The following is a 24863-nucleotide window of genomic DNA, read 5'->3' on the forward strand; positions in this document are numbered from 1 at the left end:
TCCGTGCCATGACGACCAGCACGCGGCGCGGGCGTTCCCCCGAGGGGCGGGCCGAGGTGCGGCGGGAGCTGGTGGCGGCGGCCGCGCGGCTGTTCACCGAACGCGGCTACGACGACACGACCGTCGACGACATCGCCGCCGCCGCGGGCGTCGGGCGCCGCACCTTCTTCCGCTACTTCCGCGGCAAGGAGGACGCGCTGTCCCCCGACCACGAGCGCGGGCTGGCCCGGATCGGCGAGGTGTTCGCCGGCGCGCACCCCGACGAACCGCTGCCGTCACTGGCACTGCGTGCCGCGGAGACGGTGTTCGAGCTCTACACCGAGGACCCGGAGGTCGCCCGGCTGCGCTTCGCGCTCGTCGGCTCGGTGCCCGCGCTGCGCGACCGCGAGGCCGCGTCGGTGCACCACTACCGACGGCTGTTCACCCGCGAGCTCACCGCCCGGCTGGGCGACCGCCCGGACGGCGAGCTGCGGGCCGCGGTGACGGCGGCGGCGCTGGTCGCCGCGCACAACCAGGCGCTGCGCCGCTGGCTGGTCGAGGGCGCGCGCGACGCCGACCTGCCCGGCGCCGTCGACCACTTCCGCCGGGTCGCGCCGATGCTGCCGCTGGAGGATTCGGGCGAGCCGGCCGCGGCACCCGACCTGGAGGACGTGACCCGGCGCCTGGAGCGCGCGGCGCGGACCCTGGAACGGGAGTCGACCCGACGCACGGGCTGAGCCCGGCCCCGGACATGCGTGATCCCCGGGCCGCACCGGGGTGCGTCACCGAACCGGACAGAGTTCGGACCCGGGGATCACGGGTGACCGTCGGGAACTCGCCGGCACCACACCGGCTTCCACGACCGCCTCTCCGACGGGTTCTCCCCGCCGGAGCAGAACGTGGTGCTAGCTGACGGCCACCTCACGTGTCCTGCTGTAGCTCATCTGCTGGACCACCTCCTCTCCCGTGTACCGACACCGTACGCACGGGATCGAGCGGCGCGCCACCGGAAAATCGCGGCCCGGTCCTCAGCCCTCGCGGGCGGCCACGCGCAGCGCCGCGTCCTTGTCCAGGACGCTGCGCTCGAGGTCGGCCTGGTACTCCACCATGGCCTGCCGGAGCCGCTCGTCGCCGGCGCCGAGGATGCGCACCGCGAGCAGTCCGGCGTTGCGGGCGTTCCCGACCGCGACGGTCGCCACCGGCACGCCGGCGGGCATCTGCACGATCGACAGCAGCGAGTCCAGGCCGTCGAGGTACTTCAGCGGCACGGGCACGCCGATCACCGGCAGCGGCGTCGCGGCGGCGACCATCCCGGGCAGGTGCGCGGCACCACCGGCCCCGGCGACGATCGCCTGCAGGCCGCGGTCGGCGGCCGAGGCGGCGTAGTCGAGCATCCGCTGCGGGGTGCGGTGGGCGGAGTAGACGCCCACCTCCCACGGCACGCCGAACTCGTCGAGCGCGGCGCCCGCGGCGCCCATCACCGGCCAGTCGGAGTCGCTGCCCATGATCACGCCCACGCGCGGGGAGCCGGTCTGCGTCATCGAGGTCCTTCCGGGGAGTGCGGGGAGCGGGGATCGCCGGTATGGGCGGACCAGCCGTCCGCCCAGGTCGCGGTGGCCAGCCAGCCCGCGGCGAGCTCCGCGCGGGTGCGCACGTCGGCCTCGTCGCGGCCGAGGACCGTCACGTGCCCGATCTTGCGGGCCGGGCGGCCGTCCTTGGCGTAAAGGTGCACCTTCGCCTCGGGGAAGCGCGCGAAGCAGTGGTGCAGCCGCTCGTCCATGCCCATCGCGGGCTCCTGCGCCGCACCGAGCACGTTCGCCATCACCGCGACCGGGGCGACCGGGGCGGTGGAGCCGAGCGGGTAGTCCAGCACCGCGCGCAGGTGCTGCTCGAACTGCGAGGTGACCGAGCCCTCGATCGTCCAGTGCCCGGAGTTGTGCGGGCGCATCGCCAGCTCGTTCACGACGACCTCGCCGGGCGCGGTCTCGAACAGCTCGACCGTCATCAGCCCGACGACGCCGAGCTCGGCCGCGATCCGCAGCGCCAGTTCCTGGATCCGGGCGGCGTGGTCCGGGTCGAGCCCGGGGGCGGGCGAGGTGACCCGTGCGCACTGGCCGTCGACCTGCAGGGTCTCGACGACCGGCCACGCGGCGGCCTGACCGAAGGGCGAGCGGGCGACGCTCGCGGCCAGCTCGCGGGTCATCGGGACCGCGGACTCGACGAGCAGCGGGGTGCCGGCGTCGAGCAGGTCGGCGACCAGCCGGTCGGTGTCGTCGCCGCCGGCGCGCAGGAACCAGACACCGCGGCCGTCGTAGCCGCCGCGGGTGGCCTTGAGCACGACCGGCCAGCCGTGCCCGGCCCCGAACGCGGCGACGTCGCCGGGCGCCGCCACCTCGGCGAACGCGGGCACCGGCAGCCCCATCTCCGACAGCCGTCGTCGCATCACCAGCTTGTCCTGCGCGTGCACGAGCGCCGAGGGCGGCGGCCGCAGCGGCAGCCCGGCCTCGGCGAGCGGGACCAGCACCTCCTGCGGGACACCCTCGTGGTCGAACGTGACGGCCGAGCAGCCCGTCGCGAGCTCCCGCAGCGCTGCGGCGTCGTCGGGGTCGCCGATGACGACGTCCGGCGTCGCCCGGGCCGCCGGATCGTCCGGCGACGCGGCCAGCACCCGCAGGGTCTGCCCCAGCGCGACGGCGGCCTGGGCGGTCATCCGGGCCAGCTGGCCGCCGCCGACCATGCCGACGACGGGCAAGGCGGCCTTCTGCGCGTCAACCCTCTCCACGAGACCGGGAGCCTAATCTGGCACGATCGATCCCGTGACGGTGGTGGAGGCGACGCTCGCCAGGATCCCCCAGCCGTACCGCGACAAGGCGATCAAACACCGCGAGCTGATCAAGTTCCTGATGGTCGGTGGCAGCACCTGGGTCATCGACACGGTGGTGTTCCTGGTGCTGAAGGCCACGGTGCTGGCCGACAAGCCGGTGACCGCCAAGGTGGTCGCGGTGCTGGTGGCGACGATGGTGTCCTACGTGCTGAACCGCGAGTGGTCCTTCCGGACCCGCGGCGGGCGCGAGCGGCACCACGAGGCCCTCCTGTTCTTCGTGATCAGCGGGGTCGGGGTCGGGGTGTACTCGGCGCCGCTGTGGGTCTCGCGCTACGTCTTCGAGCTGCAGGTGCCGTTCGTCTCGCTGGTCGCTCAGGAGTCCGCGGACTTCGTGGCCGGCCAGATCGTCGGCACCCTGGTCGGGATGGCCTTCCGCTGGTGGGCGTTCCGCCGGTTCGTGTGGCCGGACCAGTTCGTGCGACGCCAGCCCCCGCCGGTCCCCCCGACCCCCGAGGGCTGAGCGACCGGGCCACCGGCTACCGCGGGCCGGTGCGGTCGGGCACCGGGGCCGCCGCGGCGACGTCGTCGGTGCGGGCCGCGGGCAGGTACAGCCGGAACACCGGCGGCCGGGCCCGGGACAGCTCCAGCCTGCCGCCGTCGGCCTCGACCAGCGTCCGGGCCAGCGCCAGCCCCAGCCCGGTCGAGGACTGCGCCGAGATGCCCCGGTCGAACACGTGCGGCACCAGGTCCTCCGGCACGCCGGGCCCGGTGTCGGACACCTCCACCAGCAGCGCGTTCTCCCCGGTCCGCGCGGAGATCGTGACCGGTCCGTCGCCGTGCTGCAGCGCGTTGTCGACGAGCACCCCGATCGCCTCGCGCAGCCGGGCCGCGGTCACCCGGGCGAGCAGCCCCTCGGGCACCCGCACCCTGAGCGACCGGCCGGCCGCGGTGAGCGGGCCGCGCCACTCCCGCTCGGCGTCGGCGACGGCCTCGGCCAGGTCGACCGGTTCCGCACCGACCGCCCGCGCGGCGCGCGCGGACTCCAGCAGGTCGTCGAGGACGGCGGTGAGCCGCTCGGTCTGCTCCAGCGCCGCGTTGGCCTCGCGGCGGGCGTCCGGGTCGGGGTGGCAGGCGAGCTCGTCCAGACGCAGCTGCAGCGCGGTGATCCGGCTGCGCAGCTGGTGGGACACGTCGCCGACCAGCGACCGCTCGCGGTGCAGCAGCTGGGACAGCGCCGTCGCCGAGGAGTCCAGGACCTCCGAGACGCGGTCGAGCTCGGCGATGTCGTAGCGGGCCGGGGACCGGCGGAAGTCGCCCGCACCGAGGCGGGCGGCGCGGGCCGCGAGGTCGCGCAGCGGGTCCGACAGCCGGCGTGCGGTGTACACCGCGACCCCCGTGCCGACGGTGACGGAGAACCCCACCAGCAGCACGACGACGGCCACCACCTGGGTCTGCTGGGACCGCATCACCGAGGTCGGCTGGGACAGCTCCATGATCCCGCCGGGCCCGAACGGCAGCGACTCGGTCACCGGGTCGTCGACCCGGTCCACGCCGTAGACGATCGGGTCGGAGTCCGGCGGCACGACGACCAGCCGGGAGTTCGGCGGGATCGCCGCCTCCACCAGCCGTTGCGACTGCGGCCCGGTGCCGTACTCCTCGACGGTCTCGGTGACCTGCTCGAGGCGCTGGGTCAGCTCGGCACGGGTGAAGTCCTCGACGAGCTGCCAGGTCGCGAGCGCGAGCGGGCCGCCCAGGAACAGCGCGGTCAGCGCCACCGTCAGCAGGGTGGAGATCAGGATCCGGCGGCGCACGGCGACCTCAGTCCGAGTTGTACCGGAAGCCGACGCCGCGGACGGTGGCGATCCGCTTCTCGCCGCCGATCTTGCGGCGCAGCCACGACATGTGCATGTCCAGCGTCTTCGACGACTTCATGTCCGCGTCGCCCCAGACCGCGTGCAGGATCTCCTCGCGCGTCACGACCTGGCCGGCGTGGATCATCAGCACCCGCAGCAGCTCGAACTCCTTGTTGGCCAGGGAGATCTCGTCGCCGTCGAGCAGGACGCGGCGGCCGGACAGCTCCATCCGCAGGCCGTCCACCTCGACGACGTCCTGGGTGCGGCGGCGCAGCAGCGCCCGCACCCGGGCCAGCAGCTCGGCCAGCCGGAACGGCTTGGACACGTAGTCGTCGGCGCCGGCGTCGAGCCCCACGACGAAGTCGACCTCGTCGGTGCGGGCGGTGAGCATGAGGACGGGCAGGTCCGGCAGGGTCGCGCGGACCCGCCGGCAGACCTCCAGGCCGTCCATGCCGGGCAGCCCCAGGTCGAGCACGAGCAGGTCGACCTGCGCACGGGTGACCCGGTCGACGGCGCCGACGCCGTCGGCGACGACGTCGACGTCGTACCCCTCGCGCTGCAGGGCCCGCGACAGCGGCTCGGCGATGGCCGCGTCGTCCTCGGCCAGAACCACGGTGGTCATCTCACCGAGCATAGGGCTCCGGGCCCCGGGCACGGTGGCGGTGCGAGCTGGCATGCTCGCCCAACGTGAACCCCGACCGATGCGTGCCCGCCGAACCCGGTGATCTGGATCTCGCCCTGCGCCTGGCGGACCTCGCCGACGCGATCACGCTGCCCCGTTTCCGGGCCGCCGACCTGCGGGTGGAGCGCAAGCCGGACCGCACCCCGGTGACCGACGCCGACACCGCCGCCGAGGACGCGATCCGCGCCGCGCTGGGCCACGAGCGCCCCGCCGACGCGATCCTCGGGGAGGAGCGCGGCGGGTCCACCGACACCGCGCACGGCCGCGGCTGGGTGATCGACCCGATCGACGGGACCAAGAACTTCTCCCGCGGGGTGCCCGCGTGGGCGACGCTGATCGCGCTCGTCGTCGACGGCGTGCCGACGGTGGGTGTGGTGAGCGCGCCGGCGCTGCACCGCCGCTGGTGGGGCTCGGCGGGGGCCGGGGCCTGGGCACGTGACCTGCCGTCGGGGACGCCGAAGCGGATCGCGGTGTCGGGGGTGGCCGACGTCGCCGACGCCTACGTCTCGACCACCAACACCGAGACCTTCCGCACCGACCCGTCCCCGGCGTCGCGGGAGGGCTGGATCGCGCTGACCGAGGCCTGCTGGGAGTCCCGCGCGTTCGGCGACTTCTGGCAGCACGTGCTCGTCGCCGAGGGGGTCGTCGACGTCGCGGTGGAACCCGCCGCGAACCCGTGGGACCTGGCGGCGCCGGCCGCCGTCGTCGCCGAGGCGGGCGGGCGGCTGACCGACCTCGCCGGGAACCCGACCTGGTCCGGCGGGCACGGCCTGACCAGCAACGGTCTGCTGCACGACGCCGTGCTGGGGGTGCTGCGTGGCTGAGCTGTACTTCGACGACCTGACCCCGGGGACCGTCCTCGACCTCGGTACGACCGCGGTCGACCGCGACGAGATGGTCGCGTTCTCGGCCCGCTTCGACCCGCAGCCGTTCCACCTGCACGAGGCCGACGGCGAGCGGGTGTTCGGCGGCCTGGCCGCGTCCGGCTGGTTCACCGCGAGCCTGTGGATGCGCGCCTACGTCGACGCCGTGCTGTCCCGCGCGGCGTCGCTCGGCTCACCCGGCGGCGACGAGATCGCCTGGCCGGCACCGGTGTTCGCGGGCGACGAGCTGCACGCGGAGATGGAGGTCCTCGATGCCCGCGTCTCGCGCAGCCGCCCGTCGATGGGCCTGATCACGCTGCGCGGGACGCTGACCCGCACCGGCGACGGCGCGGTCGTGTACCGGTCCCGGTTCACCGGGATGTTCGAGGTCAGGCCGACAGCGCCGTGACCACCCGCGACGGCGACGGCCGTCCCAGGTGTCCGGCCATCCACACACTCGTGTCGACCAGCTTCCGCAGGTCGGCGCCGTGGTCGATGCCGAGCCCGTCGAGCATCCACACCAGGTCCTCGGTGGCGAGGTTGCCGGTCGCGGACCCGGCGTAGGGGCAGCCGCCCAGGCCGCCCGCGCTGGCGTCGACGGTGGTCACGCCGTACCGCAGCGCGGCCAGGGTGTTGGACAGCGCCTGGCCGTAGGTGTCGTGGAAGTGCACCGCGAGCCGCTCGACGCCGACCCCGCGGGCGACGCACGCGTCGAGCACAGCGCCGACGTGCGCCGGGGTGGCGACGCCGATCGTGTCGCCGAGGGAGAGCTGGTCGCAGCCCATCTCCATCAGCCGCGCCCCGACGGCGGCGGCCTGGTCCGGGTCGACGCCGCCCTCCCACGGGTCGCCGAACACCATCGACACGTAGGCCCGCACCCGCAGACCCTCGGACACCGCGCGGGTCACGGTCGGCTCGAACATCGCGAACTGCTCGTCGAGCGTGCGGTTCAGGTTCCGCTTCGCGAACGTCTCGGTGGCCGAGGCGAACACCGCGACGTGGTCGCAGCCGGCGTCGATCGCGCGCTGCAGCCCGCGCTCGTTCGGGGTGAGGACGGGGTAGTCGAGCCCGGCGCGGCGGTCGAGCACGGCGAGCAGGTCGGCGGCGTCGGCGAGCTGGGGCACCCACGTCGGGTGCACGAAGCTGGTCGCCTCCAGCGTGCGCAGGCCCGCGTCGGCGAGCCGGTCGAGGAACTCGGCCTTCACCGCGACCGGGACGACGGTCCTCTCGTTCTGCAGCCCGTCGCGGGGGCCGACCTCGTAGATCTCGACGCGCTCCGGCAGCGCGGGGTCGCGCACCGTCGTGGGAAGACCGTTGCTCACAGGGACGCCCTCTCTCGCTGCGGTGCGGGAGCCTCCATCCTGCCCCGCACGGCCGCGTCGGCGTGACCACGGCGGGCCGTGTGCTCGCTCTCCTTCTCGTTGCTGCGGCGCCGCTCGGCGAGCAGGCCGATCTCCCGGTGCAGCCGGGCCTGCACCCGTTCCACGCCCGCGACGTCGGTGAACCGCAGCCGCTCCCCGGCGACGTCGAGCAGCAGGGTGCCGCAGCCGAACAGCCGTCCCCCGGCGCCGGTCCGGACGCGGACCGAGTCGATGCGGTCGATCGGCACGTCGAGGCCGTCGCGGACGAGCAGGCCCTCCCGGACGAGGAACCGCCGGTCGGTGACGACCAGCAGGGTGGCGCGCCAGCGCGCGATCGGCAGCAGCGTGAACCGCACCGCGACGAGCGCGGCGAGCACCCCGAGCACGAGCCAGGCCCACGGCGCCCACGGCTGCAGCCGGACCACGGCGGCCCCGAACCCGGCGACGGCGCTGACCCCGACGAGGACCGCGGCCGGCCGCAGGGCCAGCCGCCAGTGCGGGTGCCCGACCAGCACGACGTGCTCGCCCTCGTCGAGAACCCGGTCCAGAGCCCGGTCCAGAGCGCTGTCGGGGAACGCCATACCTCCCACGGTAGGGCGCCGGGCGCCGACCGCCCACGCGACGCGCGGGGGCTGCGTCGCAGGTCAGCGCAGTGGGTGACTCAGGACTGGTCGGCCGCGCGCAGATGGACGATGTCCCCGGCCGCCACCGCGACGCGGGCCCCGTCGTCCGGGTGGACCAGCAGCCGGCCCTGCGGGTCGACGTCCTCGGCCGTCCCGACGAGGTGGTCCCCGGCCGGGCGCTCCACCCGCACCCGCGAGCCGAGGCTGGCGCAGGCCGAGCGGTAGTCGCGGCGCAGGCCGCAGACGTCGGCGTCGCCGCGGGCGTCGCGCCACTGCGCCTCGCGCCGGTACAGGTGCCCCAGCAGTACGGTCGCGGTCTCGGCGCGCGTCGCGGTGAACCCGTGCGCGGCCAGCGAGGTCGCACCCCACGGCAGGTCGGTGGCCGGGGTGGAGATGTTGAGCCCGATGCCCAGGACGATCCCCGGCCCGCCGCCGGAGACCGCGGTCATCTCGGCGAGGATCCCCGCGGCCTTGCCCCGCGCCGGCCCGGCCAGCAGGTCGTTGGGCCACTTCAGGGCCACCGGTACGTCCGGGGCGAGCTCGGTGATCGCGTCGGCCAGCGCGACGCCCGCGAGCATCGGCAGCCAGCCCAGCCGGTCGGCGGGCACGCCCTCGGGGCGCCACAGCACCGACATCGTCAGCGCCGCCCCGGGCCGCGAGATCCAGGTCCGGTCGAGGCGGCCGCGGCCGCGCACCTGGTCCTCGGCGATCAGCACCGAGCGGTCCGGCGCACCGCGCCCGGCCTCGGCCAGCAGGTCGGCGTTCGTGGATCCGGTGGAGGCGACGACGTCGAGCGCCGTCCAGCCCCCCGCGGGACGGAGCACGGCCGTCCGCAGGGCGTACGGGTCCAGCGGGGTCCCGTCGCCGTGATTCGTCCCGGTCGTCATCACCGCGCACCGTAACGGCCCCGCGACGCGCCGGGGACCGCGGAGGGTGAACGGATCGGTAACGGTGTCGGCGGGACGGCCACCCGGTCGGCTGCGTCGGACGTCACGCCCGGGCCCAACCTACTTGCGGGTTAAGCTCCGACCTCATGAGCGCCGCAACGGAGCCGATGGCGACCCCGGACAGTGGTGGGGCAGAGCCGGACATCCACACCACGGCGGGCAAGCTCGCCGATCTCTACCAGCGTTTCGAGGACGCGGTCCACGCCGGTTCGGCGTCCGCGGTCGAGAAGCAGCACGCGAAGGGGCGGCAGACCGCCCGTGAGCGGATCGACCAGCTGCTCGACCCGGGCTCGTTCGTCGAGCTGGACGCGCTGACCCGGCACCGCTCGACGAACTTCGGGATGGACGCCAAGCGCCCGTTCGGCGACGGCGTCGTGACCGGCACCGGCACGATCGACGGCCGCCCGGTCGCCGTGTTCTCCCAGGACGCGACCGTCTTCGGCGGCGCGCTCGGCGAGGTCTACGGCGAGAAGATCGTCAAGGTCATGGACGTGGCCGCGAAGATCGGCTGCCCGGTCGTCGGCATCAACGACGGCGGCGGCGCCCGCATCCAGGAGGGCGTGGTCGCCCTCGGCCTCTACGGCGAGATCTTCACCCGCAACGTGCAGAGCTCGGGTGTGATCCCGCAGATCTCGCTGATCATGGGCCCGTGCGCGGGCGGCGCGGTCTACTCCCCCGCGATCACCGACTTCACCGTGATGGTCGACGAGACCAGCCACATGTTCATCACCGGCCCGGACGTCATCAAGACCGTCACCGGCGAGGACGTCGACATGGAGGAGCTCGGCGGCGGCCGGGCCCACAACACCAAGTCCGGTGTGGCGCACTACCTGGCGGGTGACGAGGCCGACGCGCTCGACTACGTCAAGCAGCTGCTGAGCTTCCTGCCGTCGAACAACCTGTCCGAGGCGCCGTCGTTCCCGGCCACCGAGCCCGTCGAGGGGTCGATCGAGGACGGGATCATCGACTCCGACCGCGAGCTCGACACCCTGATCCCGGACTCGGCGAACACGCCCTACGACATCCGCGAGGTCATCAACCGGGTCGTCGACGACGAGGACTTCCTCGAGGTCCAGGAGCTCTGGGCGCCGAACATCGTGATCGGCTACGCCCGCGTCGAGGGCCGCAGCGTCGGCATCGTCGCGAACCAGCCGACCCAGTTCGCCGGCTGCCTGGACATCGACGCCTCGGAGAAGGCCGCCCGCTTCGTGCGGACCTGCGACGCGTTCAACATCCCGGTGCTGACCTTCGTCGACGTCCCGGGCTTCCTGCCCGGCACCGAGCAGGAGTGGAACGGCATCATCCGCCGCGGCGCGAAGCTGATCTACGCCTACGCCGAGGCGACCGTCCCGAAGGTCACCGTCATCACCCGCAAGGCCTACGGCGGCGCCTACGACGTCATGGGCTCCAAGCACCTCGGCGCCGACGTCAACATCGCCTGGCCGACCGCGCAGATCGCGGTCACCGGCGCGCAGGGCGCGGTGTCGATCCTCTACCGCAAGGAGCTCAAGGGCCTGGAGGGCGACGAGCTCGCCGCCAGGCGGGCGGAGCTGCAGCAGGACTACGAGGACACCCTCTGCAACCCCTACATCGCCGCCGACCGGGGCTACATCGACGCGGTCGTGCCGCCGTCGCACACCCGCGGCTACGTCGGCCGGGCGCTGCGGATGCTGTCCACCAAGCGGGAGCAGGGCCCGACCCGCAAGCACGGGAACATCCCGCTGTGAGCGGCGACGCCGAGGCCACCCCGGAGGAGCGCCGCGCGCTGTTCCGCGTCGTGCGGGGCACCCCGGACGACCACGAGCTCGCCGCGCTGACCGCCGTCGTCGCCGCGGCGGCGAGCGCCGGTGGGCCGCCCGCCCCGCCGCGGACGCCGGACCTGTGGTCGCACCCCGCGGCCCAGCTCCGCGCCCCGTTGCACGCGGGCCCGGGCGCCTGGCGCGCCTCCGGCCTCCCCCGCTGACCTCGGAGGTACCACCGACCGACGCCCGGTCCCCGGCACACCACGTCGCCGGGGCCGGGCGTCGTCGCGTCCGGCCCCCGGGGGCGGCGGTCCACCCGGGGGTGGAGGGTGCGGTTCCACCCGGGATCGACCCCGGCGCCGACGCGACGACCGGGCCCGCGAGGAGATCGTTCTCCCCATGGACGCCACCTCACTCGTCATCACGGTCGCGATCGTCGGCCTGGTCCTCTACAAGCAGTTCCGCGGGCAGTTCGTCGGCGGGCGACGCGACGTGACGCTCCCGTTCGTCGTGATCGGCATCGGGGTGCTCACCCTCGCCCAGGCCCGCCCGGAGGTCACCGCGGCCGGGGTGCCACTGCTCGCCGCCGAGCTGGTGCTGGCGGCCGGGCTCGGGGTACTGCGCGGCTACGCCTTCCGCCTCGGCACCCGCGACGGGTGGGCCTACCGCAGCGGCTCGGCTGCGCTGCTGGTCGCCTGGGTGCTGACCATCGGTGTGCGGGTCGGCGCGGGGGTCCTCGGCGGGGCCGTCGGTGCCGGACTGCTGTTGTCGACGTCGTCGGCGCTGGTCTTCGGCGGCAGCCTGCTGGTCCAGAGCCTGGTCCTGCGACGCCGGGTGGCCGCGGCCGGGCTGCCGGTCCGGCCGGACGAGGCACGCCGTGCCCGCGCGGCGGCCTGAGCGTCCCGCCCGGCCCGGCCGCTGTGTCAGAGTGAAACGGTGAGCACGCCCGCCGCCCGCACGGCCCGCCGCGTCGAGCACGACCGGTCGCCGCTGCTCGGGGTGCCCCGGCGGCTGGTGTCGCTGCTGTGGCTGCCGATCGTGCTGTTCCTGCTGTTCTGGTCGCCGGCCCAGCAGGTCTCCCCGACCTGGCTCTACGCCGGGCTCGTCCCGGCCGTCGCCGGGTGGGTGGTCTTCGCCCTCCACCGGAGCATGCCGCCGGTCGCGACGATCCTGACCAGCATCGCGCTCGCCGGGGGCGGGATCGCCCTGCTGGCCGGGTCCGACGGCTGGACCACCTCGGCGGCCTTCCCGATGATGGCGGTGTTCGTGGCCGCGCTGCGGCTGCCGTACCGGACCGCGCTGTTCGTCGACGTACCGGTCATCGCCGCCACCACGATCGTCGTCGGGCCCTACACCTCTCTGTGGGACGCGCTGCTGGTGGTCGCCGCGCTGACCGCGATGGTGCTGTTCGGGATCGGCCGCCGCGACTCCGCCCGCCGGATCGAGGAGCACGAGCGGACACTCGTCGCCGACACCAGGGCCCGCGAGGAGCACGCCCGCGCCGAGGCCATCGCCGACCGCGCCCGGGTCGCCCGCGACGTGCACGACGTGCTGGCCCACTCGCTGTCCGCGCTGGCCGTCCAGCTGCAGGGTGCCCGGCTGATGGCACTGCGCGACGGGGCCGCGCCGGACACCATCGCCCAGATCGAGCGGGCCCAGCGGCTCGCCTCCGACGGGATCACCGAGGCCCGCCGGGCCGTGCGGGCGCTGCGCGAGGGACCGGCGCCGGTCGACGTCGCCGGGGAGCTGCGCGAGCTCGGCCGGGCGCACCCGGACGCGACCGTCGAGGTCGCCGACGGGCTGCGCCTCGGCGCGCGGGAGGGCGAGACCGTGCTGCGCACCGCGCAGGAGGCGCTGTCCAACGCCCGCAAGCACGCCCCCGGCGCCCCCGTGACGGTGCACCTGCGCCGCGACGGCGACGGCGCCGAGCTGGAGGTCGTCGACGTCGCGGGGGCCCCGCCACCGCCCGGCGACGGCGAGGGCTCCGGCCTGGCCGGGATGGCCGAGCGGGCGGCTCTCGTCGGCGCCGAGCTGCAGACCGGCCCCACCCCCGACGGCTGGCGGGTCCGGCTCCGGCTGCCCGCCCGCTCCCCGGACCGCGAGAGGATCACGACGTGAGCGACCTGCGGGTGGTACTGGCCGACGACCAGCGGATCGTGCGCGACGGCCTCGCCACCGTCCTGGGCCTGCTCGACGGCATCGAGGTCGTCGGCACCGCGTCCGGCGGCGACGAGGCGGTCGCCCGGGTCGCCGAGCTGGCGCCGGACGTGCTGCTCACCGACCTGCGGATGCCCGCGGGCGACGGCGTCTCGGCGACCCGCCGGGTCCGCGACGGGCACCCCGGCACCGCCGTCGTCGTGCTCACCACCTACGTCGACGACGACGCCGTGGTCGACGCGATCGCCGCGGGCGCATCGGGCTGGCTGTCCAAGGACGCCGACGCCGAGGCCATCGGCCGGGCCCTGCGCTCGGCCGCCGACGGTGTGTCCACCGTGGACGCCGGCGTGCTGTCCCGGCTGGTCGCCGCCCGCGCGTCGACCGTCCCGGCGGCACCGGTCGACCCGCCGGACGGGCTGACCCCGCGCGAGGTCGAGGTCCTCGGCCTGATCGCCGAGGGCCTGTCCAACACCGAGATCGCCCGGCGCCTGGTTGTCGGAGAGGCGACGGTGAAGACCCACGTCAACCACCTGTTCGCCAAGACCGGGCTGCGCGACCGCGCCCAGGCCGTCGGCTACGCCTACCGTCACGGCCTGGCCGGCCGCTGACGCCGGCCAGGCGGCCCCACAGCGTCCGGCGAGCGCCGCGGCGACCCGTAGCGTCGCCCGGCACCCGCCGCGCGGGTCGCCGCACCCCGTCACCGGTCGCCACGCACACCCGGCTGCCGGTGTCGTGGACACGGCGGGGCGGGTCGGCGGTGACGAGGTGTCGATCCGGCCGGGCCCCGCGGCTCAGTCGGCGGTGGGGGGTTTCGGGCTGGGAGCGGGCGTGGGGGTGTGCCCGTGCCCGTGGCCATGACCGTGTCCGTGGCCGTGGCCCTGCTTGGCCGCCACGCCCGCGCCGGGCAGGGGGGCGGTGCCGCCCAGCTGGATGTCACCGGCCCGCAGCGGGGCGTCGTGGTACTTGCCCTCGTGCGCCAGGATCGGCCGCTGGTCCCCGGCGATCTCCGGGTACTTCTCCTCCAGCCTGCGTCGCTGGTCCCAGGTCCGGCGCATCGAGTCGATGTACTCGGAGTTCCCGTTGTAGACCCCGCGCCAGGTCTGGGGCATCTCGTCCTTGGACAGGCCGGGGCTGGCCTGGCCGCCGAGCGCGAACCCGGCGGGGACCTTGGTCGTCGCGCCGTCCCCGCAGAGCGGGCAGGGCGGGGTGGCCGCGTCCGACATGGACGCGAGGTGCTCGAAGCGGGCTCCGCACCCGCAGCGGAAGACGTAGATCGGCATCGTGCCGCCTTCGATCGGGGCGGCCGGCGGCCCCGGAGGACCACCGGCCGCGACGGTCACCAGTTCTCGACGGACTTCGTGAGGATGTCGGCGATGTCGTCCTCGGTCGGGGTCCGCGGGCAGGTCGCGAGCAGCCGCTGCTGCTTCATCGTCCCGGGGACCAGGTCCGGCACGTCGGCCTCGGTGTAGCCGACGCCGCCGATGCCGTTCGGGATGCCGATGTCGCGCATCAGCCGGGTCAGGACCCCGGGCAGCTGCTCGCGCGGGTCGTTCACCTTGTCCGCCCGCGGGTCCATCAGCTCCGCCGCCCGCAGGTGCCGCTCCGGCGCGGAGTCGAAGGAGAACCGGAACGCCTCGGGCGCGGTCAGCGACACCGACTCCCCGTGCGGCACCATCGCCTCGTCCTGCGGGTAGCCCTGCGGCCGGTAGTCCTTGACCATGCCCGCGATCGGGTAGGCGTTGGCGTGCGGGATGTGCACGCCGGAGTTGCCGAACCCCATGCCCGCGAAGGTCGCGGCCATCATCATGTCCGAGCGGGCCTCGACGTCCTCGGCGCCGCGCTCGACGGCGGCCCGGAACGACTTCGCGAGCAGTGACATCGCCTTCTCGCACCACAGGTCCGAGACCGGGTTGGAGCCGCAGTAGGTGACCCGCTCCTCGGGCTTCTTGCGGTCGAAGGTGGTGTAGTACCGCGCCGTGTAGCTCTCCAGCGCGTGGCAGGTGATGTCCATCCCGGCCGCCGCGGTGACCTGCGGCGGCAGCGTCATCGTCAGCAGCGGGTCGATGACGGCCAGGGTCGGGCGCAGCCGCCAGTGGCTGATCCCGGTCTTGACCTTCATGGACAGGATGTCCAGCACGCACATCGCGGTGGACTCCGAGCCGGTGCCCGCCGTCGTCGGGACGGCGATCAGCGGCTTGAGCTGCCCGGGCGGCACCTTCGCGCCGCCGATCGGCTTGTTGATGTAGTCCATCAGCTCGCCGGGGTGGCTGGTGAGCAGGTTGATGGCCTTGGCGGTGTCGATCGCCGACCCGCCCCCGACGGCGACGAAGCCGTCCCACGGACCCTGCGCGCGGGCGTACTCGGTCGCCTTGTTCATCGAGTCGTCGGTCGGCTCGACGTGCACGCCGTCGAAGATCTCGGACTCGATGCCGTAGCGGGACAGGTTGTCGGCCAGGCGCTGCGGCGCGCCGAGCGCGTTCACCCCCGGGTCGGTCACGATCAGGACCCGGGACACGTCGTAGGCCGACAGCTCGAAGCCGACCTCGTCGATCGCGCCCGCGCCGAACTTCAGCGGCGGCGCACCCCAGGTGAAGATCGTCTCCTCGGTGTACTCCGGAACCTCGAACGTCATCAGGTGTACGACCCCTCCGGTGCCTTGCGCAGCTGGTGGATCTGCTCGGCGTCGTGGCCGAACACCATCTGCGCGTTCGTCTGCTCCTGGATGCCGCGCAGCTTCTCCACCGAGGAGAACCAGTCCTCGAGGTTGTTGACGATCGCGGCGGGCGCGGCGGGCGGGCCGTAGCTCTCCCCCATGTAGACCACGTCCGAGGTGAAGATCATCGTGCCGGTGTCGGGGAGGTCGACGCGCATCGACATGCAGCCGGGGGTGTGCCCCGGGGTCTGGATCATGCTGACGCCGGGGAGCAGCTCGACGTCGCCGGAGACGATCTCCCAGTCGATGCCCTCGTAGTCGGCCTTGAGGTGGGCGCCGTTGAACGGGCCCTCGAAGCCGAGCGCGAACTCCTTCTCCTTGTCCGAGCAGATCATCTTCGCGTTGGTGTTCTTGAACATCTGGGCGTTGCCCGCGTGGTCGAAGTGCAGGTGCGAGAGGACGACGTAGTCGATCTCGTCGAGCCCGACGCCCATCTTGTGCAGCTGCTTGTCCAGGTACTCGTCGTCGGCGACCTGGTCGTAGGGGAAGAACTCCTGCAGACCGGTCGGCGCCCAGCGCGTCTCCCAGTCCGACGGACAGCTGGTGTCCCACAGCAGCTTGCCCTCGTCGGTCTCGACGAGGACGCAGTGCGTGGGCACCTCCACCCAGTCGATCGGGGCGTCCTTCTCGGACCGTGGCTTGATGCTGACACCGGGCTTGAGGAGCAGGAACGGGAGATTGGCGTGCATCGCCCCGCAGGGGATGACGCTGAGCTTGTTCGCCGTGGCCATGAGGATTCCCTTCGTCGCTGGAGGGTTCTGGGAGTTGGTCGCCGGGCCAGTCTCGGGAAGCCCGGGGCGGGCGTCCATGGTCGTATGCGCCTGTCTTGATCGCAGGACATGGCGCGGACAGACATAGGGTCGGGCGCATGAAGCCGGCTCCGCCGTTCCCCGAGCCCAGCCAGGACGCGATCCTCCAGGCCGTCGGGCAGACAGCGCTGGACCTCGCGAACGTCGGCGACCGCGACGTCATGCTCGGCGCCGTACTGCGCCGCACCCGGGCGCTGCTCGGCGCGGACATGGCCTACTTCAGCCTCAACGACCTGCACTCCGGTACGACCTACATCGAGCTGACCGACGGCGTCCGCACGCCGGAGTACCGCGCGATCCGGATGCCGTTCGGCACCGGTGTGCTGGGGCGGGCGGCGGCCGGCGCGGGCACGGTCGCCACTGCGGACTACCTGGCCGACCGCGCGCTCAACCACCTGTCGGGGATCGACACGATCGTGCGCGGCGAGGGGGTGCGGGCCATCGCCGGCGCACCGATGCGCCTGGGCGGGCGGGTCGTGGGAGCGCTGCTCGTGGCCCACCGCGGACCCCGCACCCTCGGCCCGGCCGCCCGGACGGCGCTGGAGCACATGGCCGTGCAGGCCGCCGTCGCGCTGGAGCAGACCCGGCGCGGCGAGGAGATCCGGCGCCTGCGCACCACCCGCGACGACGGTTCCGACCCCGGCGCCCGGCTGCGCCTGGAACACCTCCTACACCTCGACGAACGCCTCATGGGGGCGATGGCCGGCTCCACCGCCGAGGCGGCGGGGGTGTTCGCCGTGCTCGCCGAGTCCGTCGGGCACCCGCTCTCGCTGCACGACCCGTCCGGGGCGCTGCGCACGGGACGACGGCTGCTCACCCCCGAGGAGCTGGCGGGGTGGCGGCTGCGGTCGGCGGTCCGCACCTCCCAGCAGGCCGGTGGGGTCGCGATCGCGCACCTGCCCGGCGGCGGGACCTACGCGCTGCTCGCGATCACCACGGCGGGCGAGCACCTGGCGACCCTGGTCATGGAGGGCGCCGACGACGACGCCGTCGCCCGGCTGGCGCACGCCTCGGCGTTCATGACGGTCGCGCTGCTGGTCGAGCGGGCACTGGCCCAGGCCGACGAGACCGCCCAGACGACCCTGGTCGAGGAGCTCGTCGACAGCCGGGTCCCGCCGCGGCCGACGCTGGGGACCCGGCTCGCGCAGTACGGCCTCTCCCCCGACGCCCCGGCGACGGTGCTGGTCGTCGACGTCGACCCGGCCGGTGCGGTGACCGCGGCGCGGGCGGTCCGGGGGCTCGACGGGGCGGGCCGCTGGCTGGTGTCGGTGCACGACGGGCACGTGTGCGTGATCGCCGCCGGGACGACCGGCCCCGGCCCCGCGGGGCCCGGGGCGGCACCGCTCGTCGCCGAGGGGCTCGCCGCGGCCGGGACGCCGTCGCTCGTCGGCGCCGCGCACAGCCCCTCGGGCGGGCCGTCGGACCTGCGCCGCGCGCACACCGAGGCCGCCGACGTCGCCGCGGCGGCCCGTGCCCTGGGCCGCACCACCGGGCACGCGGACTTCGCCTCGCTCGGCGCGGTCGGCGCGGTGATCCGGGACCGGACCGGCACCACGTCGCGGGAGATCGTCGGGCGCCACCTCGGCCCGGTCCTCGACTACGACCGGCGCCGGCGCACCCGGCTGGCCGAGACGCTGTGGCACTGGTTCGCCGCGGGCGAGCTGCTCGCCCCGGCCGCCGACGCGCTGTCGGTGCACCCGAACACCGTGCGCCAGCGCCTCGAACGCGTCGACGACCTGCTCGGACCGGACTGGCGCACCCCCGAGGGCCGCTTCCACCTGCACCTGGCGCTGCGTCTGCACCGCGTCGCCGGGCCGGACCGGACCGCCGGCCCGGCGGCGGACCACGGCTCCGCGGTGGCGGGCCGGTAGCGTCCGGCGTCGTGCGCCTGGTTCTCGCCTCCGCCTCCCCCGCCCGCCTGTCGGTCCTGCGCGCCGCCGGGGCCGATCCCGCCGTGGAGGTCTCCGACGTCGACGAGGACGCCCTGCTCGCCGCGCACCCCGACGCCGACCCCGCGCGCAAGGTGACGCTTCTGGCCGCGGCCAAGGCCGCCGCCGTCGCCGACCGGCTGACCGGTGACGGCGTGGTCGTGGGCTGCGACTCCATGCTGCTCGTCGACGGTGAGCTGGTCGGCAAGCCGCACGACGCGGAGACCGCGCGGCGCCGCTGGAAGGCCATGGCCGGGCGCACCGGCGAGCTGTTGACCGGGCACGCCGTCCTGCGCCTGGCCGGCGGAGCGGTCGTGCAGGAGGCCGAGGGGCACGCCGGGACCGGGGTGCGCTTCGCCGAGCCGACCGACGCCGAGCTGGACGCCTACCTCGCCACCGGCGAGCCGCTGGAGGTCGCGGGAGCGTTCACCCTGGACGGGCTGGGCGGCTGGTTCGTCGAGGGCATCGACGGCGACCCGTCCAACGTGATCGGGATCAGCCTGCCGCTGCTGCGCCGCCTGCTGGGCGCGGTCGGGGTGTCGGTGGTCGATCTGTGGACGCCACGGTCCTGACCGCCGTGTGGGTGTCGGGGCACGCGGTTACCCTGCGGCCATGACTGTCGGACACGACCCCGACCCGAAGCTCGCCGAATACGCGCACCCCGAGCGCCTGGTCACCACCGCCTGGCTGGCGGAGCACCTGAAGGACCCCGGTCTGGTGGTCGTGGAGTCGGACGAGGACGTCCTGCTCTACGACACCGGGCACATCCCCGGCGCGGTGAAGGTCGACTGGCACACCGAGCTCAACGACCCGGTCACCCGTGACTACGTCGACGGCACCCGCTTCGCCGAGATCATGTCCGAGCGTGGCATCGGCCGGGACACCACGATCGTCGTCTACGGGGACCGGAACAACTGGTGGGCCGCCTACGCGCTGTGGGTGTTCTCCCTGTTCGGCCACACCGACGTGCGGCTGCTCGACGGCGGCCGGTCCAAGTGGGTCGCCGAGGGCCGCGAGATGGTCACCGACGCGCCCGCCCCGGCCCGGGCCGACTACCCGGTCGTCGAGCGCGACGACTCCGGCATCCGCGCCTTCAAGGACGACGTCCTCGCCCACCTGGGCAGGCCGCTGGTCGACGTGCGATCCCCGCAGGAGTACACCGGCGAGAAGCTGCACATGCCCGACTACCCGCAGGAGGGCGCGGTCCGCGGCGGGCACATCCCGGGCGCCGCGAGCGTCCCGTGGGCCCGCGCCGCCGCCGAGGACGGGTCCTTCCGGAGCCGTGCCGAGCTGTCCGCGATCTACGAGCAGGAGCAGGGGCTGTCGGCCTCGGACGACGTCGTCGCCTACTGCCGGATCGGTGAGCGTTCCAGCCACACCTGGTTCGTGCTGACGTACCTGCTGGGCTTCGACCGGGTCCGCAACTACGACGGCAGCTGGACCGAGTGGGGCAACGCCGTGCGCGTGCCGATCGTGCAGGGCGAGGAGCGCGGGTCCGCGTGAGCTCCACCGATCCGGGCGCCCTGCCCCCCGATCTCGCCGAGCTGGTCGACGACTTCGCCGCGGTCGGCCCGAAGGACCGTCTCCAGCTGCTGCTGGAGCTGTCCCAGGAGCTGCCGGACCTGCCCGAGCGCTACGCCGACAGCGCGGACACCATGGAGCAGGTCCACGAGTGCCAGTCGCCGCTGTTCCTCGCCGTCGAGGTGGAGGACGGCGGTGAGCGGCCGGTGCACCTGTTCTTCTCCGCGCCGAAGGAGGCGCCGACCACCCGCGGGTTCGCCTCGATCATGGTGACCGGGCTGGACGGGCAGCCCGCCGCGGCGGTGCTGGCCGTGCCGGACGACTTCTACACCGACCTCGGCCTCGCCGAGGCCGTCAGCCCGCTGCGGCTGCGCGGCATCGCGGCGATGCTGGCGCGCATCAAGAACCAGGTGCGGGCCGCGACCGCCTGAGCCCGCACACTCACTCCCGCGACAGCCGGGGTCACCGTCGGTGACCCCGGCTGTCGTCGTCCGCGCTCCTTCCTCAAGTCCACCTCAAATCGGTCACCCGGTCGGGGTGAGCGGGCGCACACTGCTTCGAACGACGAAGTGTCGCTCACCGCAGGGGGTGGTGGAGATGGGCACGAACCTCACCGGGGACACCTGGGGCATCCCGGGTCAGACCTTCCTGGTCGCCTACGTCGTCGCGCTGGTCCTGGTCTCCGGGATCGTGCTGCGCCGGCGGCGGACGATCGCGCAGGGGGATCCGCGCGGCGTCCGCACCCTCGACAGCAGACCCGAGGACGTCGCGTACCTCAACGGCGGCCCCGAGCTGGCCGTGTACGCGGCCCTGTCTGCCATGCACGTCGACGGCAGCCTGGTCACCTCCGGCCGCACCACGGGCCAGGTGCGGGCGGGCCGGGTCCCCGGGCACGGCGCGTCGGCGCTGCAGCGGGCGATCCACCGCTCCGCGCAGCGGCTGACCCCGGGCCGGATGCTGGGCACCCACGAGCCGGTCCGCACCGAGCTGGCCCGGGCCGCGCAGCGGCTGGAGACCGCGGGGCTGCTGCTGTCCCCGTCCGACCGGGTCCGCTACCGGGCGACCGCCTGGCCGGTCGGGGTGCTCGCCCTCGCCGGTGCGGTACGGATCGCCGCCGGTCTGGGCGGTGGGCGCCCGGTCGGGTTCCTGCTCGCGCTCGTCGCCGCCACCGCGGTGTTCGCCACGGTGCTCGCGACGCGGGTGCCCGACCGGACCCGGGCCGGGGACGCCGCGCTCACCGTCGTCCGGTCCCGGAACGACGCGCTGTCGCCGTCGATGCGCCCGGACTGGACGGCCGTCGGGCCCGCCGCGGCCGCGCTGTCGGTCGGCGCGTTCGGGGTCGGCGCGATGCTGGCCGCCGAGCCCGCCTTCGCCGAGGAGCTCGCCGCGCAGAAGCTCGCCACGCTCGGTGGGGCACCCGCCGCGACGGGGGGCGGCTCCTCCGACGGCGGTGGCGTCGTCGGCTGGTCCGGCGGTGACAGCGGCGGGAGCAGCTGCGGCGGAGGCGGCGGGGGTTGTGGCGGAGGCGGCTGCGGCGGCTGAGCCCGCGCGGGGAACCGGATCTGCCGTCCCCGCAGCTGCACCGTGGGGGGTGTGAAGCTGCGGGGACGGCTCGTACGGGCGGAGGTGGCGACATGACGGGTGTCCCGGGCGGGACCGGGGTCGGCTGGCGCAGCGGTGTCGCCGCCGTCCTCGACGACGTCGACGGTCTCGCGTTCCACGAGGTCGTCGCCGAGTCGCTGCGCCCGGACGCGGTGCCGGCGTCGCTGCTGCGCAGGCCGGTCGTCGTGCACGGGGTGCGGCTGTCGCCCGGCTCGCCCGAGGGCGTCGACCCGGGCAGGGTCGCCCACCTCGCGGCCTGCGCCGCGGCGACGGATGCGGCGCTGGTCAGCGAGCACATCGCGTTCACCCGGGCCGGCGGGATCGAGGCGGGGCACCTGCTGCCGCTCCCCCGCACCCGCGAGGCGCTCGACGTGCTCGTCGCCAACGTGACGGCGACCCGCGCGGAGCTGGACGTCCCGCTGGCGCTGGAGCCGATCGCGGCCCTGTTCGACTGGCCCGGCGACGAGTTCGACGAGGCGGGCTTCCTGTACCGGCTGCACGACCGGACCGGGGCGCCGCTGCTGCTCGACGTCGCGAACGTGTTCGTCAACGCCCGCAACCGGGGCCGTGACCCACGGGCGGACGTCGACGCGCTGCTCGCCGGGCTGCCGTCCGGGGCGGTGGCCTACTGCCACGTCGCCGGGCATGCCGCCGACGCGGCGGGACTGCTGCACGACACCCACACCGACCCCGTCCCGGACGCGGTGCTGGCGCTGCTGACCCACACCGTCGCCCAGCTGCCGGTGCCGCCACCGGTGATGCTGGAACGCGACGGCCGCTACCCGCCCGCCGCGGTGCTGCGCGCGGAGCTGGACGCCGTCGCGGCCGCCGCCGGGCACGCGGCGCCGTGCCGGGCGGGTGCGGGCGCCGGGCACGGGGCCGGGCCGGTGGCGGCGCCCGCCGCCGACGGGCCGGGCCCGACGTGAGCGACGGGCTCGCGCGGCGACAGGCCGAGCTGGTGGCGGCGCTCGTCGCCGGCGGGACGGACCCGGCCGGGTTCGACGCGGCGCGCCTGGCCGCGACCCGGGCGGCGCTGCTGCGCAAGCGGGCCGGGCTCGCCGCCGCGGCGTGGCCGCTGCTCGCCGCCGACGCCGGGGCGGACTGGCAGGCCCGGTTCGGCGCCCGCTTCGAGGGCGTCGCCCCCTACGGCCCGGAGCGGGAGGGCTGGGACCTGGCCCGCGAGCTCGCGGCCGCCGGGCGGCTCGGTGCGGGCGCGCGACGCGAGCTGGCCGCACGCGAGGCGGCGCTGCACTACGACGGACGCACCGCCCCGAGCCCCCGGAACCGCCTGTCCCGATGGTGGTACCGGTCACGACCGGAGCGATCGGGGTCGAGGTCGGGGCCCTCGGACGGGTGACGACGTTGCCATCGCCACATTCCCCGCCGGTAACTTCCGGCGGCTCTGCTCTTACACTCCGCCTAACCCTGCGCCGGAGCATCGGGCCGGCGCCGTGACCGGAGGAGTTCGACCGTGCCCGCACTGCGCAAAGTGCTCGTCGCCAACCGGGGAGAGATCGCCGTCCGCGTGATCCGAGCAGCGAAGGACGCGGGACTTCAGAGCGTCGCCGTCTACGCGGACCCGGACCGGGACGCGATGTTCGTGCGGCTCGCCGACGAGGCCTTCGCGCTGGGTGGCTCGACCGCCGCCGAGTCCTACCTCGACATCGAGAAGGTCATCGGTGCCGCGAAGCAGGCCGGTGCCGACGCGATCCACCCCGGCTACGGCTTCCTGTCGGAGAACGCCGACTTCGCCCAGGCCGTGATCGACGCCGAGCTCACCTGGATCGGCCCGTCGCCGCAGTCGATCCGCGATCTCGGCGACAAGGTGACCGCGCGTCACATCGCCCTGAAGGCCGGCGCCCCGCTGGTGCCCGGCACGAAGGACCCGGTCAAGGACGCGGACGAGGTCATCGCGTTCGCCGACGAGCACGGCCTGCCGGTCGCGATCAAGGCCGCCTTCGGCGGTGGCGGGCGCGGCATGAAGGTCGCCCGCGAGCGCTCCGAGATCGCCGAGCTGTACGAGTCCGCGGTCCGTGAGGCCACCGCCGCGTTCGGTCGCGGCGAGTGCTTCGTCGAGCGCTACCTGGACAAGCCGCGCCACGTCGAGACCCAGGTGCTGGCCGACCAGCACGGGAACGTCGTCGTCGTCGGGACGCGGGACTGCTCGCTGCAGCGCCGCTTCCAGAAGCTCGTCGAGGAGGCGCCCGCGCCGTTCCTGAGCGACGAGCAGCGCACGACCCTGTACGACGCCTCGAAGGCGATCTGCAAGGAGGCCGGCTACTACGGCGCCGGCACCGTCGAGTTCCTGATCGGCCAGGACGGCATGATCACCTTCCTCGAGGTGAACACCCGTCTGCAGGTCGAGCACCCGGTCTCGGAGGAGACCACCGGGATCGACCTGGTCCGCCAGATGTTCCGGATCGCCGAGGGCCAGGAGCTGGACTTCGACGACGACCCGCAGCCGCGCGGGCACGCCATCGAGTTCCGCATCAACGGCGAGGACGCCGGGCGCAACTTCCTGCCGGCGCCGGGCACCGTCGAGCGGATCTGGTACCCGGCCGGGCCGGGCGTCCGGATGGACGCGGGCGTCGAGGACGGCTCGGTCATCGGGGGTCAGTTCGACTCGCTGCTGGCCAAGCTGATCGTGTGGGGCAGCGACCGGCAGCAGGCGCTGCAGCGGGCCCGTCGCGCGCTCGGCGAGTTCACGGTCGAGGGCATGGCGACCGTGCTCGAGTTCCACCGTCTCGTCGTCTCCGACCCGGCCTACGCCGCCGAGACCCTCGAGGACTTCACCGTGCACACCCGCTGGATCGAGACCGAGTGGGACAACACCGTCCCGCCGTTCGAGGGCGGAGCGGGTGCCGACGACGAGTCCGGCGAGCGGCAGACCGTCGTCGTCGAGGTCGGCGGGCGACGCCTGGAGGTCTCGCTGCCCGGTGACCTCGCCCTCGGCGGCGGCGGCAACGGCGGCGGCGCGGCCAAGGCGGCCCCGCGCAAGCGCGGCGGCAAGGGCGGCGGCGGGGCGAAGGCCTCCGGCGACGCCGTCACCGCGCCGATGCAGGGCACGATCATCAAGGTCGCGGTCTCCGAGGGCGACACCGTCGAGGTGGGTGACCTGATCGTCGTCCTCGAGGCGATGAAGATGGAGAACCCGGTCACCGCGACCAAGGCCGGCACCGTGACCGGCCTGGACGCGGAGCAGGGCGCCTCGGTCACCCAGGGCACCGTCATCTGCGAGATCAAGGACTGAGTCCCCTGG

27 protein-coding genes are annotated in these 24863 nt (G+C 74.5%); 17 read left to right on the top strand and 10 right to left on the bottom strand.

What is annotated here, in order from left to right; all coding sequences use genetic code 11:
- The first annotated feature begins 8 nt into the window (after positions 1 to 8).
- Positions 9 to 716 carry a TetR family transcriptional regulator gene (locus MTO91_RS21975; protein ID WP_179761870.1) on the top strand — a complete coding sequence of 236 codons (708 nt, stop codon included), beginning with the start codon at positions 9 to 11 and terminating at the stop codon, positions 714 to 716.
- Positions 717 to 1007: 291 nt separating this feature from the next.
- On the opposite strand, the gene purE is transcribed toward MTO91_RS21975, so the two are convergent.
- Positions 1008 to 1520 (bottom strand): 5-(carboxyamino)imidazole ribonucleotide mutase, encoded by a 513-nt coding sequence (gene purE / locus MTO91_RS21980; RefSeq protein ID WP_178376051.1) that lies wholly within the window; start codon positions 1518 to 1520, stop codon positions 1008 to 1010.
- Positions 1517 to 2761 carry a 5-(carboxyamino)imidazole ribonucleotide synthase gene (locus MTO91_RS21985; RefSeq protein WP_308215835.1) on the bottom strand — a complete coding sequence of 415 codons (1245 nt, stop codon included), beginning with the start codon at positions 2759 to 2761 and terminating at the stop codon, positions 1517 to 1519. The genes purE and MTO91_RS21985 overlap by 4 nt, the downstream gene beginning before the upstream one ends.
- Positions 2762 to 2795: 34 nt before the next feature.
- Between MTO91_RS21985 and MTO91_RS21990 the strand changes: the two genes are divergently transcribed.
- Positions 2796 to 3323 (top strand): GtrA family protein, encoded by a 528-nt coding sequence (locus tag MTO91_RS21990; RefSeq protein WP_405415186.1) that lies wholly within the window; start codon positions 2796 to 2798, stop codon positions 3321 to 3323.
- 16 nt (positions 3324 to 3339) lie between these two features.
- On the opposite strand, the gene MTO91_RS21995 is transcribed toward MTO91_RS21990, so the two are convergent.
- Positions 3340 to 4614, bottom strand: coding sequence for a sensor histidine kinase (locus MTO91_RS21995; protein ID WP_405415184.1), 1275 nt, complete (start codon positions 4612 to 4614; stop codon positions 3340 to 3342).
- 7 nt (positions 4615 to 4621) lie between these two features.
- Complete coding sequence (locus MTO91_RS22000) at positions 4622 to 5278, bottom strand: response regulator transcription factor (protein ID WP_062397592.1); 657 nt, start codon at positions 5276 to 5278, stop codon at positions 4622 to 4624.
- A 65-nt stretch (positions 5279 to 5343) separates the two neighbouring features.
- On the opposite strand from MTO91_RS22000, the gene MTO91_RS22005 reads away from it, so the two are divergent.
- A complete protein-coding gene (locus MTO91_RS22005; protein ID WP_405415181.1) occupies positions 5344 to 6162 on the top strand; it encodes an inositol monophosphatase family protein in 819 nt (272 codons plus the stop codon).
- The gene (locus MTO91_RS22010) at positions 6155 to 6610 is read left to right on the top strand and encodes a MaoC/PaaZ C-terminal domain-containing protein (RefSeq protein WP_251784313.1); all 456 of its coding nucleotides are present in this window, start codon (positions 6155 to 6157) and stop codon (positions 6608 to 6610) included. The genes MTO91_RS22005 and MTO91_RS22010 overlap by 8 nt, the downstream gene beginning before the upstream one ends.
- Here the strand turns inward: MTO91_RS22010 and MTO91_RS22015 are convergent.
- The 3 genes from MTO91_RS22015 to MTO91_RS22025 all read right to left on the bottom strand — a co-directional run bounded on the left by MTO91_RS22015 (position 6591) and on the right by MTO91_RS22025 (position 9072).
- Positions 6591 to 7523, bottom strand: a complete 933-nt coding sequence (locus MTO91_RS22015; RefSeq protein ID WP_224401491.1) for a hydroxymethylglutaryl-CoA lyase — start codon at positions 7521 to 7523, stop codon at positions 6591 to 6593. The genes MTO91_RS22010 and MTO91_RS22015 overlap by 20 nt on opposite strands.
- Complete coding sequence (locus MTO91_RS22020; protein WP_476652581.1) at positions 7520 to 8143, bottom strand: PH domain-containing protein; 624 nt, start codon at positions 8141 to 8143, stop codon at positions 7520 to 7522. Before MTO91_RS22020 ends, MTO91_RS22015 begins: the two co-directional genes overlap by 4 nt.
- A gap of 80 nt (positions 8144 to 8223) precedes the next feature.
- Positions 8224 to 9072 (bottom strand): biotin--[acetyl-CoA-carboxylase] ligase, encoded by an 849-nt coding sequence (locus MTO91_RS22025; RefSeq protein ID WP_253067841.1) that lies wholly within the window; start codon positions 9070 to 9072, stop codon positions 8224 to 8226.
- Positions 9073 to 9218: 146 nt separating this feature from the next.
- Between MTO91_RS22025 and MTO91_RS22030 the strand changes: the two genes are divergently transcribed.
- The 5 genes from MTO91_RS22030 to MTO91_RS22050 all read left to right on the top strand — a co-directional run bounded on the left by MTO91_RS22030 (position 9219) and on the right by MTO91_RS22050 (position 13639).
- Entirely contained in the window at positions 9219 to 10859 is a 1641-nt protein-coding gene (locus MTO91_RS22030) for an acyl-CoA carboxylase subunit beta (protein ID WP_073576369.1), read from the top strand.
- Positions 10856 to 11095, top strand: coding sequence for an acyl-CoA carboxylase epsilon subunit (locus tag MTO91_RS22035; RefSeq protein WP_179761867.1), 240 nt, complete (start codon positions 10856 to 10858; stop codon positions 11093 to 11095). The genes MTO91_RS22030 and MTO91_RS22035 overlap by 4 nt, the downstream gene beginning before the upstream one ends.
- Before the next feature lie 178 nt (positions 11096 to 11273).
- The gene (locus MTO91_RS22040) at positions 11274 to 11771 is read left to right on the top strand and encodes a hypothetical protein (protein WP_476652583.1); all 498 of its coding nucleotides are present in this window, start codon (positions 11274 to 11276) and stop codon (positions 11769 to 11771) included.
- Positions 11772 to 11810: 39 nt separating this feature from the next.
- Positions 11811 to 12992, top strand: a complete 1182-nt coding sequence (locus MTO91_RS22045) for a sensor histidine kinase (RefSeq protein ID WP_405415173.1) — start codon at positions 11811 to 11813, stop codon at positions 12990 to 12992.
- The gene (locus MTO91_RS22050) at positions 12989 to 13639 is read left to right on the top strand and encodes a response regulator (protein ID WP_251784319.1); all 651 of its coding nucleotides are present in this window, start codon (positions 12989 to 12991) and stop codon (positions 13637 to 13639) included. Before MTO91_RS22045 ends, MTO91_RS22050 begins: the two co-directional genes overlap by 4 nt.
- Before the next feature lie 183 nt (positions 13640 to 13822).
- On the opposite strand, the gene MTO91_RS22055 is transcribed toward MTO91_RS22050, so the two are convergent.
- The 3 genes from MTO91_RS22055 to MTO91_RS22065 are packed head-to-tail and all read right to left on the bottom strand — an operon-like array spanning position 13823 to position 16475.
- On the bottom strand, positions 13823 to 14311 hold the full coding sequence (locus MTO91_RS22055; protein ID WP_405415170.1) for an FmdB family zinc ribbon protein: 489 nt from the start codon (positions 14309 to 14311) through the stop codon (positions 13823 to 13825).
- A 56-nt stretch (positions 14312 to 14367) separates the two neighbouring features.
- Positions 14368 to 15663 carry a hydroxyacid-oxoacid transhydrogenase gene (locus tag MTO91_RS22060; RefSeq protein WP_208821752.1) on the bottom strand — a complete coding sequence of 432 codons (1296 nt, stop codon included), beginning with the start codon at positions 15661 to 15663 and terminating at the stop codon, positions 14368 to 14370.
- On the bottom strand, positions 15663 to 16475 hold the full coding sequence (locus MTO91_RS22065) for an N-acyl homoserine lactonase family protein (protein ID WP_476652586.1): 813 nt from the start codon (positions 16473 to 16475) through the stop codon (positions 15663 to 15665). The genes MTO91_RS22060 and MTO91_RS22065 overlap by 1 nt, the downstream gene beginning before the upstream one ends.
- Positions 16476 to 16612: 137 nt before the next feature.
- Between MTO91_RS22065 and MTO91_RS22070 the strand changes: the two genes are divergently transcribed.
- The 8 genes from MTO91_RS22070 (at position 16613) to MTO91_RS22105 (ending at position 24854) form a co-directional block, all read left to right on the top strand.
- Positions 16613 to 18424, top strand: coding sequence for a helix-turn-helix domain-containing protein (locus MTO91_RS22070; RefSeq protein ID WP_476652588.1), 1812 nt, complete (start codon positions 16613 to 16615; stop codon positions 18422 to 18424).
- An 11-nt stretch (positions 18425 to 18435) separates the two neighbouring features.
- The gene (locus MTO91_RS22075) at positions 18436 to 19053 is read left to right on the top strand and encodes a Maf family protein (protein WP_073576376.1); all 618 of its coding nucleotides are present in this window, start codon (positions 18436 to 18438) and stop codon (positions 19051 to 19053) included.
- 40 nt (positions 19054 to 19093) lie between these two features.
- Positions 19094 to 19984, top strand: a complete 891-nt coding sequence (locus tag MTO91_RS22080; RefSeq protein ID WP_073576377.1) for a sulfurtransferase — start codon at positions 19094 to 19096, stop codon at positions 19982 to 19984.
- The gene (locus MTO91_RS22085) at positions 19981 to 20433 is read left to right on the top strand and encodes a SufE family protein (RefSeq protein ID WP_405415160.1); all 453 of its coding nucleotides are present in this window, start codon (positions 19981 to 19983) and stop codon (positions 20431 to 20433) included. Before MTO91_RS22080 ends, MTO91_RS22085 begins: the two co-directional genes overlap by 4 nt.
- A 166-nt stretch (positions 20434 to 20599) precedes the next feature.
- Complete coding sequence (locus tag MTO91_RS22090) at positions 20600 to 21544, top strand: TIGR04222 domain-containing membrane protein (protein WP_476652590.1); 945 nt, start codon at positions 20600 to 20602, stop codon at positions 21542 to 21544.
- A 92-nt stretch (positions 21545 to 21636) separates the two neighbouring features.
- Positions 21637 to 22530: an MbnB/TglH/ChrH family RiPP precursor modification enzyme gene (locus tag MTO91_RS22095; RefSeq protein ID WP_476652592.1), complete on the top strand. Its 894-nt coding sequence runs from the start codon at positions 21637 to 21639 to the stop codon at positions 22528 to 22530.
- Entirely contained in the window at positions 22527 to 22961 is a 435-nt protein-coding gene (locus MTO91_RS22100) for an SCO6045 C-terminal-like domain-containing protein (RefSeq protein ID WP_476652593.1), read from the top strand. The genes MTO91_RS22095 and MTO91_RS22100 overlap by 4 nt, the downstream gene beginning before the upstream one ends.
- Positions 22962 to 23075: 114 nt before the next feature.
- On the top strand, positions 23076 to 24854 hold the full coding sequence (locus MTO91_RS22105) for an acetyl/propionyl/methylcrotonyl-CoA carboxylase subunit alpha (protein WP_476652594.1): 1779 nt from the start codon (positions 23076 to 23078) through the stop codon (positions 24852 to 24854).
- Positions 24855 to 24863: the final 9 nt, after the last annotated feature.

The sequence above is a fragment of the Pseudonocardia sp. 2-7 genome (assembly GCF_056341085.1).

Coding starts and splice junctions, on each gene's coding strand:
- MTO91_RS21975 (WP_179761870.1), top strand. CDS start 9: ATGACGACCAGCACGCGGCGCGGGCGTTCCCCCGAGGGGCGGGCCGAG.
- purE (WP_178376051.1), bottom strand. CDS start 1,520: ATGACGCAGACCGGCTCCCCGCGCGTGGGCGTGATCATGGGCAGCGAC.
- MTO91_RS22000 (WP_062397592.1), bottom strand. CDS start 5,278: ATGACCACCGTGGTTCTGGCCGAGGACGACGCGGCCATCGCCGAGCCG.
- MTO91_RS22020 (WP_476652581.1), bottom strand. CDS start 8,143: ATGGCGTTCCCCGACAGCGCTCTGGACCGGGCTCTGGACCGGGTTCTC.
- MTO91_RS22025 (WP_253067841.1), bottom strand. CDS start 9,072: ATGACGACCGGGACGAATCACGGCGACGGGACCCCGCTGGACCCGTAC.
- MTO91_RS22030 (WP_073576369.1), top strand. CDS start 9,219: ATGAGCGCCGCAACGGAGCCGATGGCGACCCCGGACAGTGGTGGGGCA.
- MTO91_RS22040 (WP_476652583.1), top strand. CDS start 11,274: ATGGACGCCACCTCACTCGTCATCACGGTCGCGATCGTCGGCCTGGTC.
- MTO91_RS22055 (WP_405415170.1), bottom strand. CDS start 14,311: ATGCCGATCTACGTCTTCCGCTGCGGGTGCGGAGCCCGCTTCGAGCAC.
- MTO91_RS22060 (WP_208821752.1), bottom strand. CDS start 15,663: ATGACGTTCGAGGTTCCGGAGTACACCGAGGAGACGATCTTCACCTGG.
- MTO91_RS22065 (WP_476652586.1), bottom strand. CDS start 16,475: ATGGCCACGGCGAACAAGCTCAGCGTCATCCCCTGCGGGGCGATGCAC.
- MTO91_RS22070 (WP_476652588.1), top strand. CDS start 16,613: ATGAAGCCGGCTCCGCCGTTCCCCGAGCCCAGCCAGGACGCGATCCTC.
- MTO91_RS22080 (WP_073576377.1), top strand. CDS start 19,094: ATGACTGTCGGACACGACCCCGACCCGAAGCTCGCCGAATACGCGCAC.
- MTO91_RS22090 (WP_476652590.1), top strand. CDS start 20,600: ATGGGCACGAACCTCACCGGGGACACCTGGGGCATCCCGGGTCAGACC.
- MTO91_RS22095 (WP_476652592.1), top strand. CDS start 21,637: ATGACGGGTGTCCCGGGCGGGACCGGGGTCGGCTGGCGCAGCGGTGTC.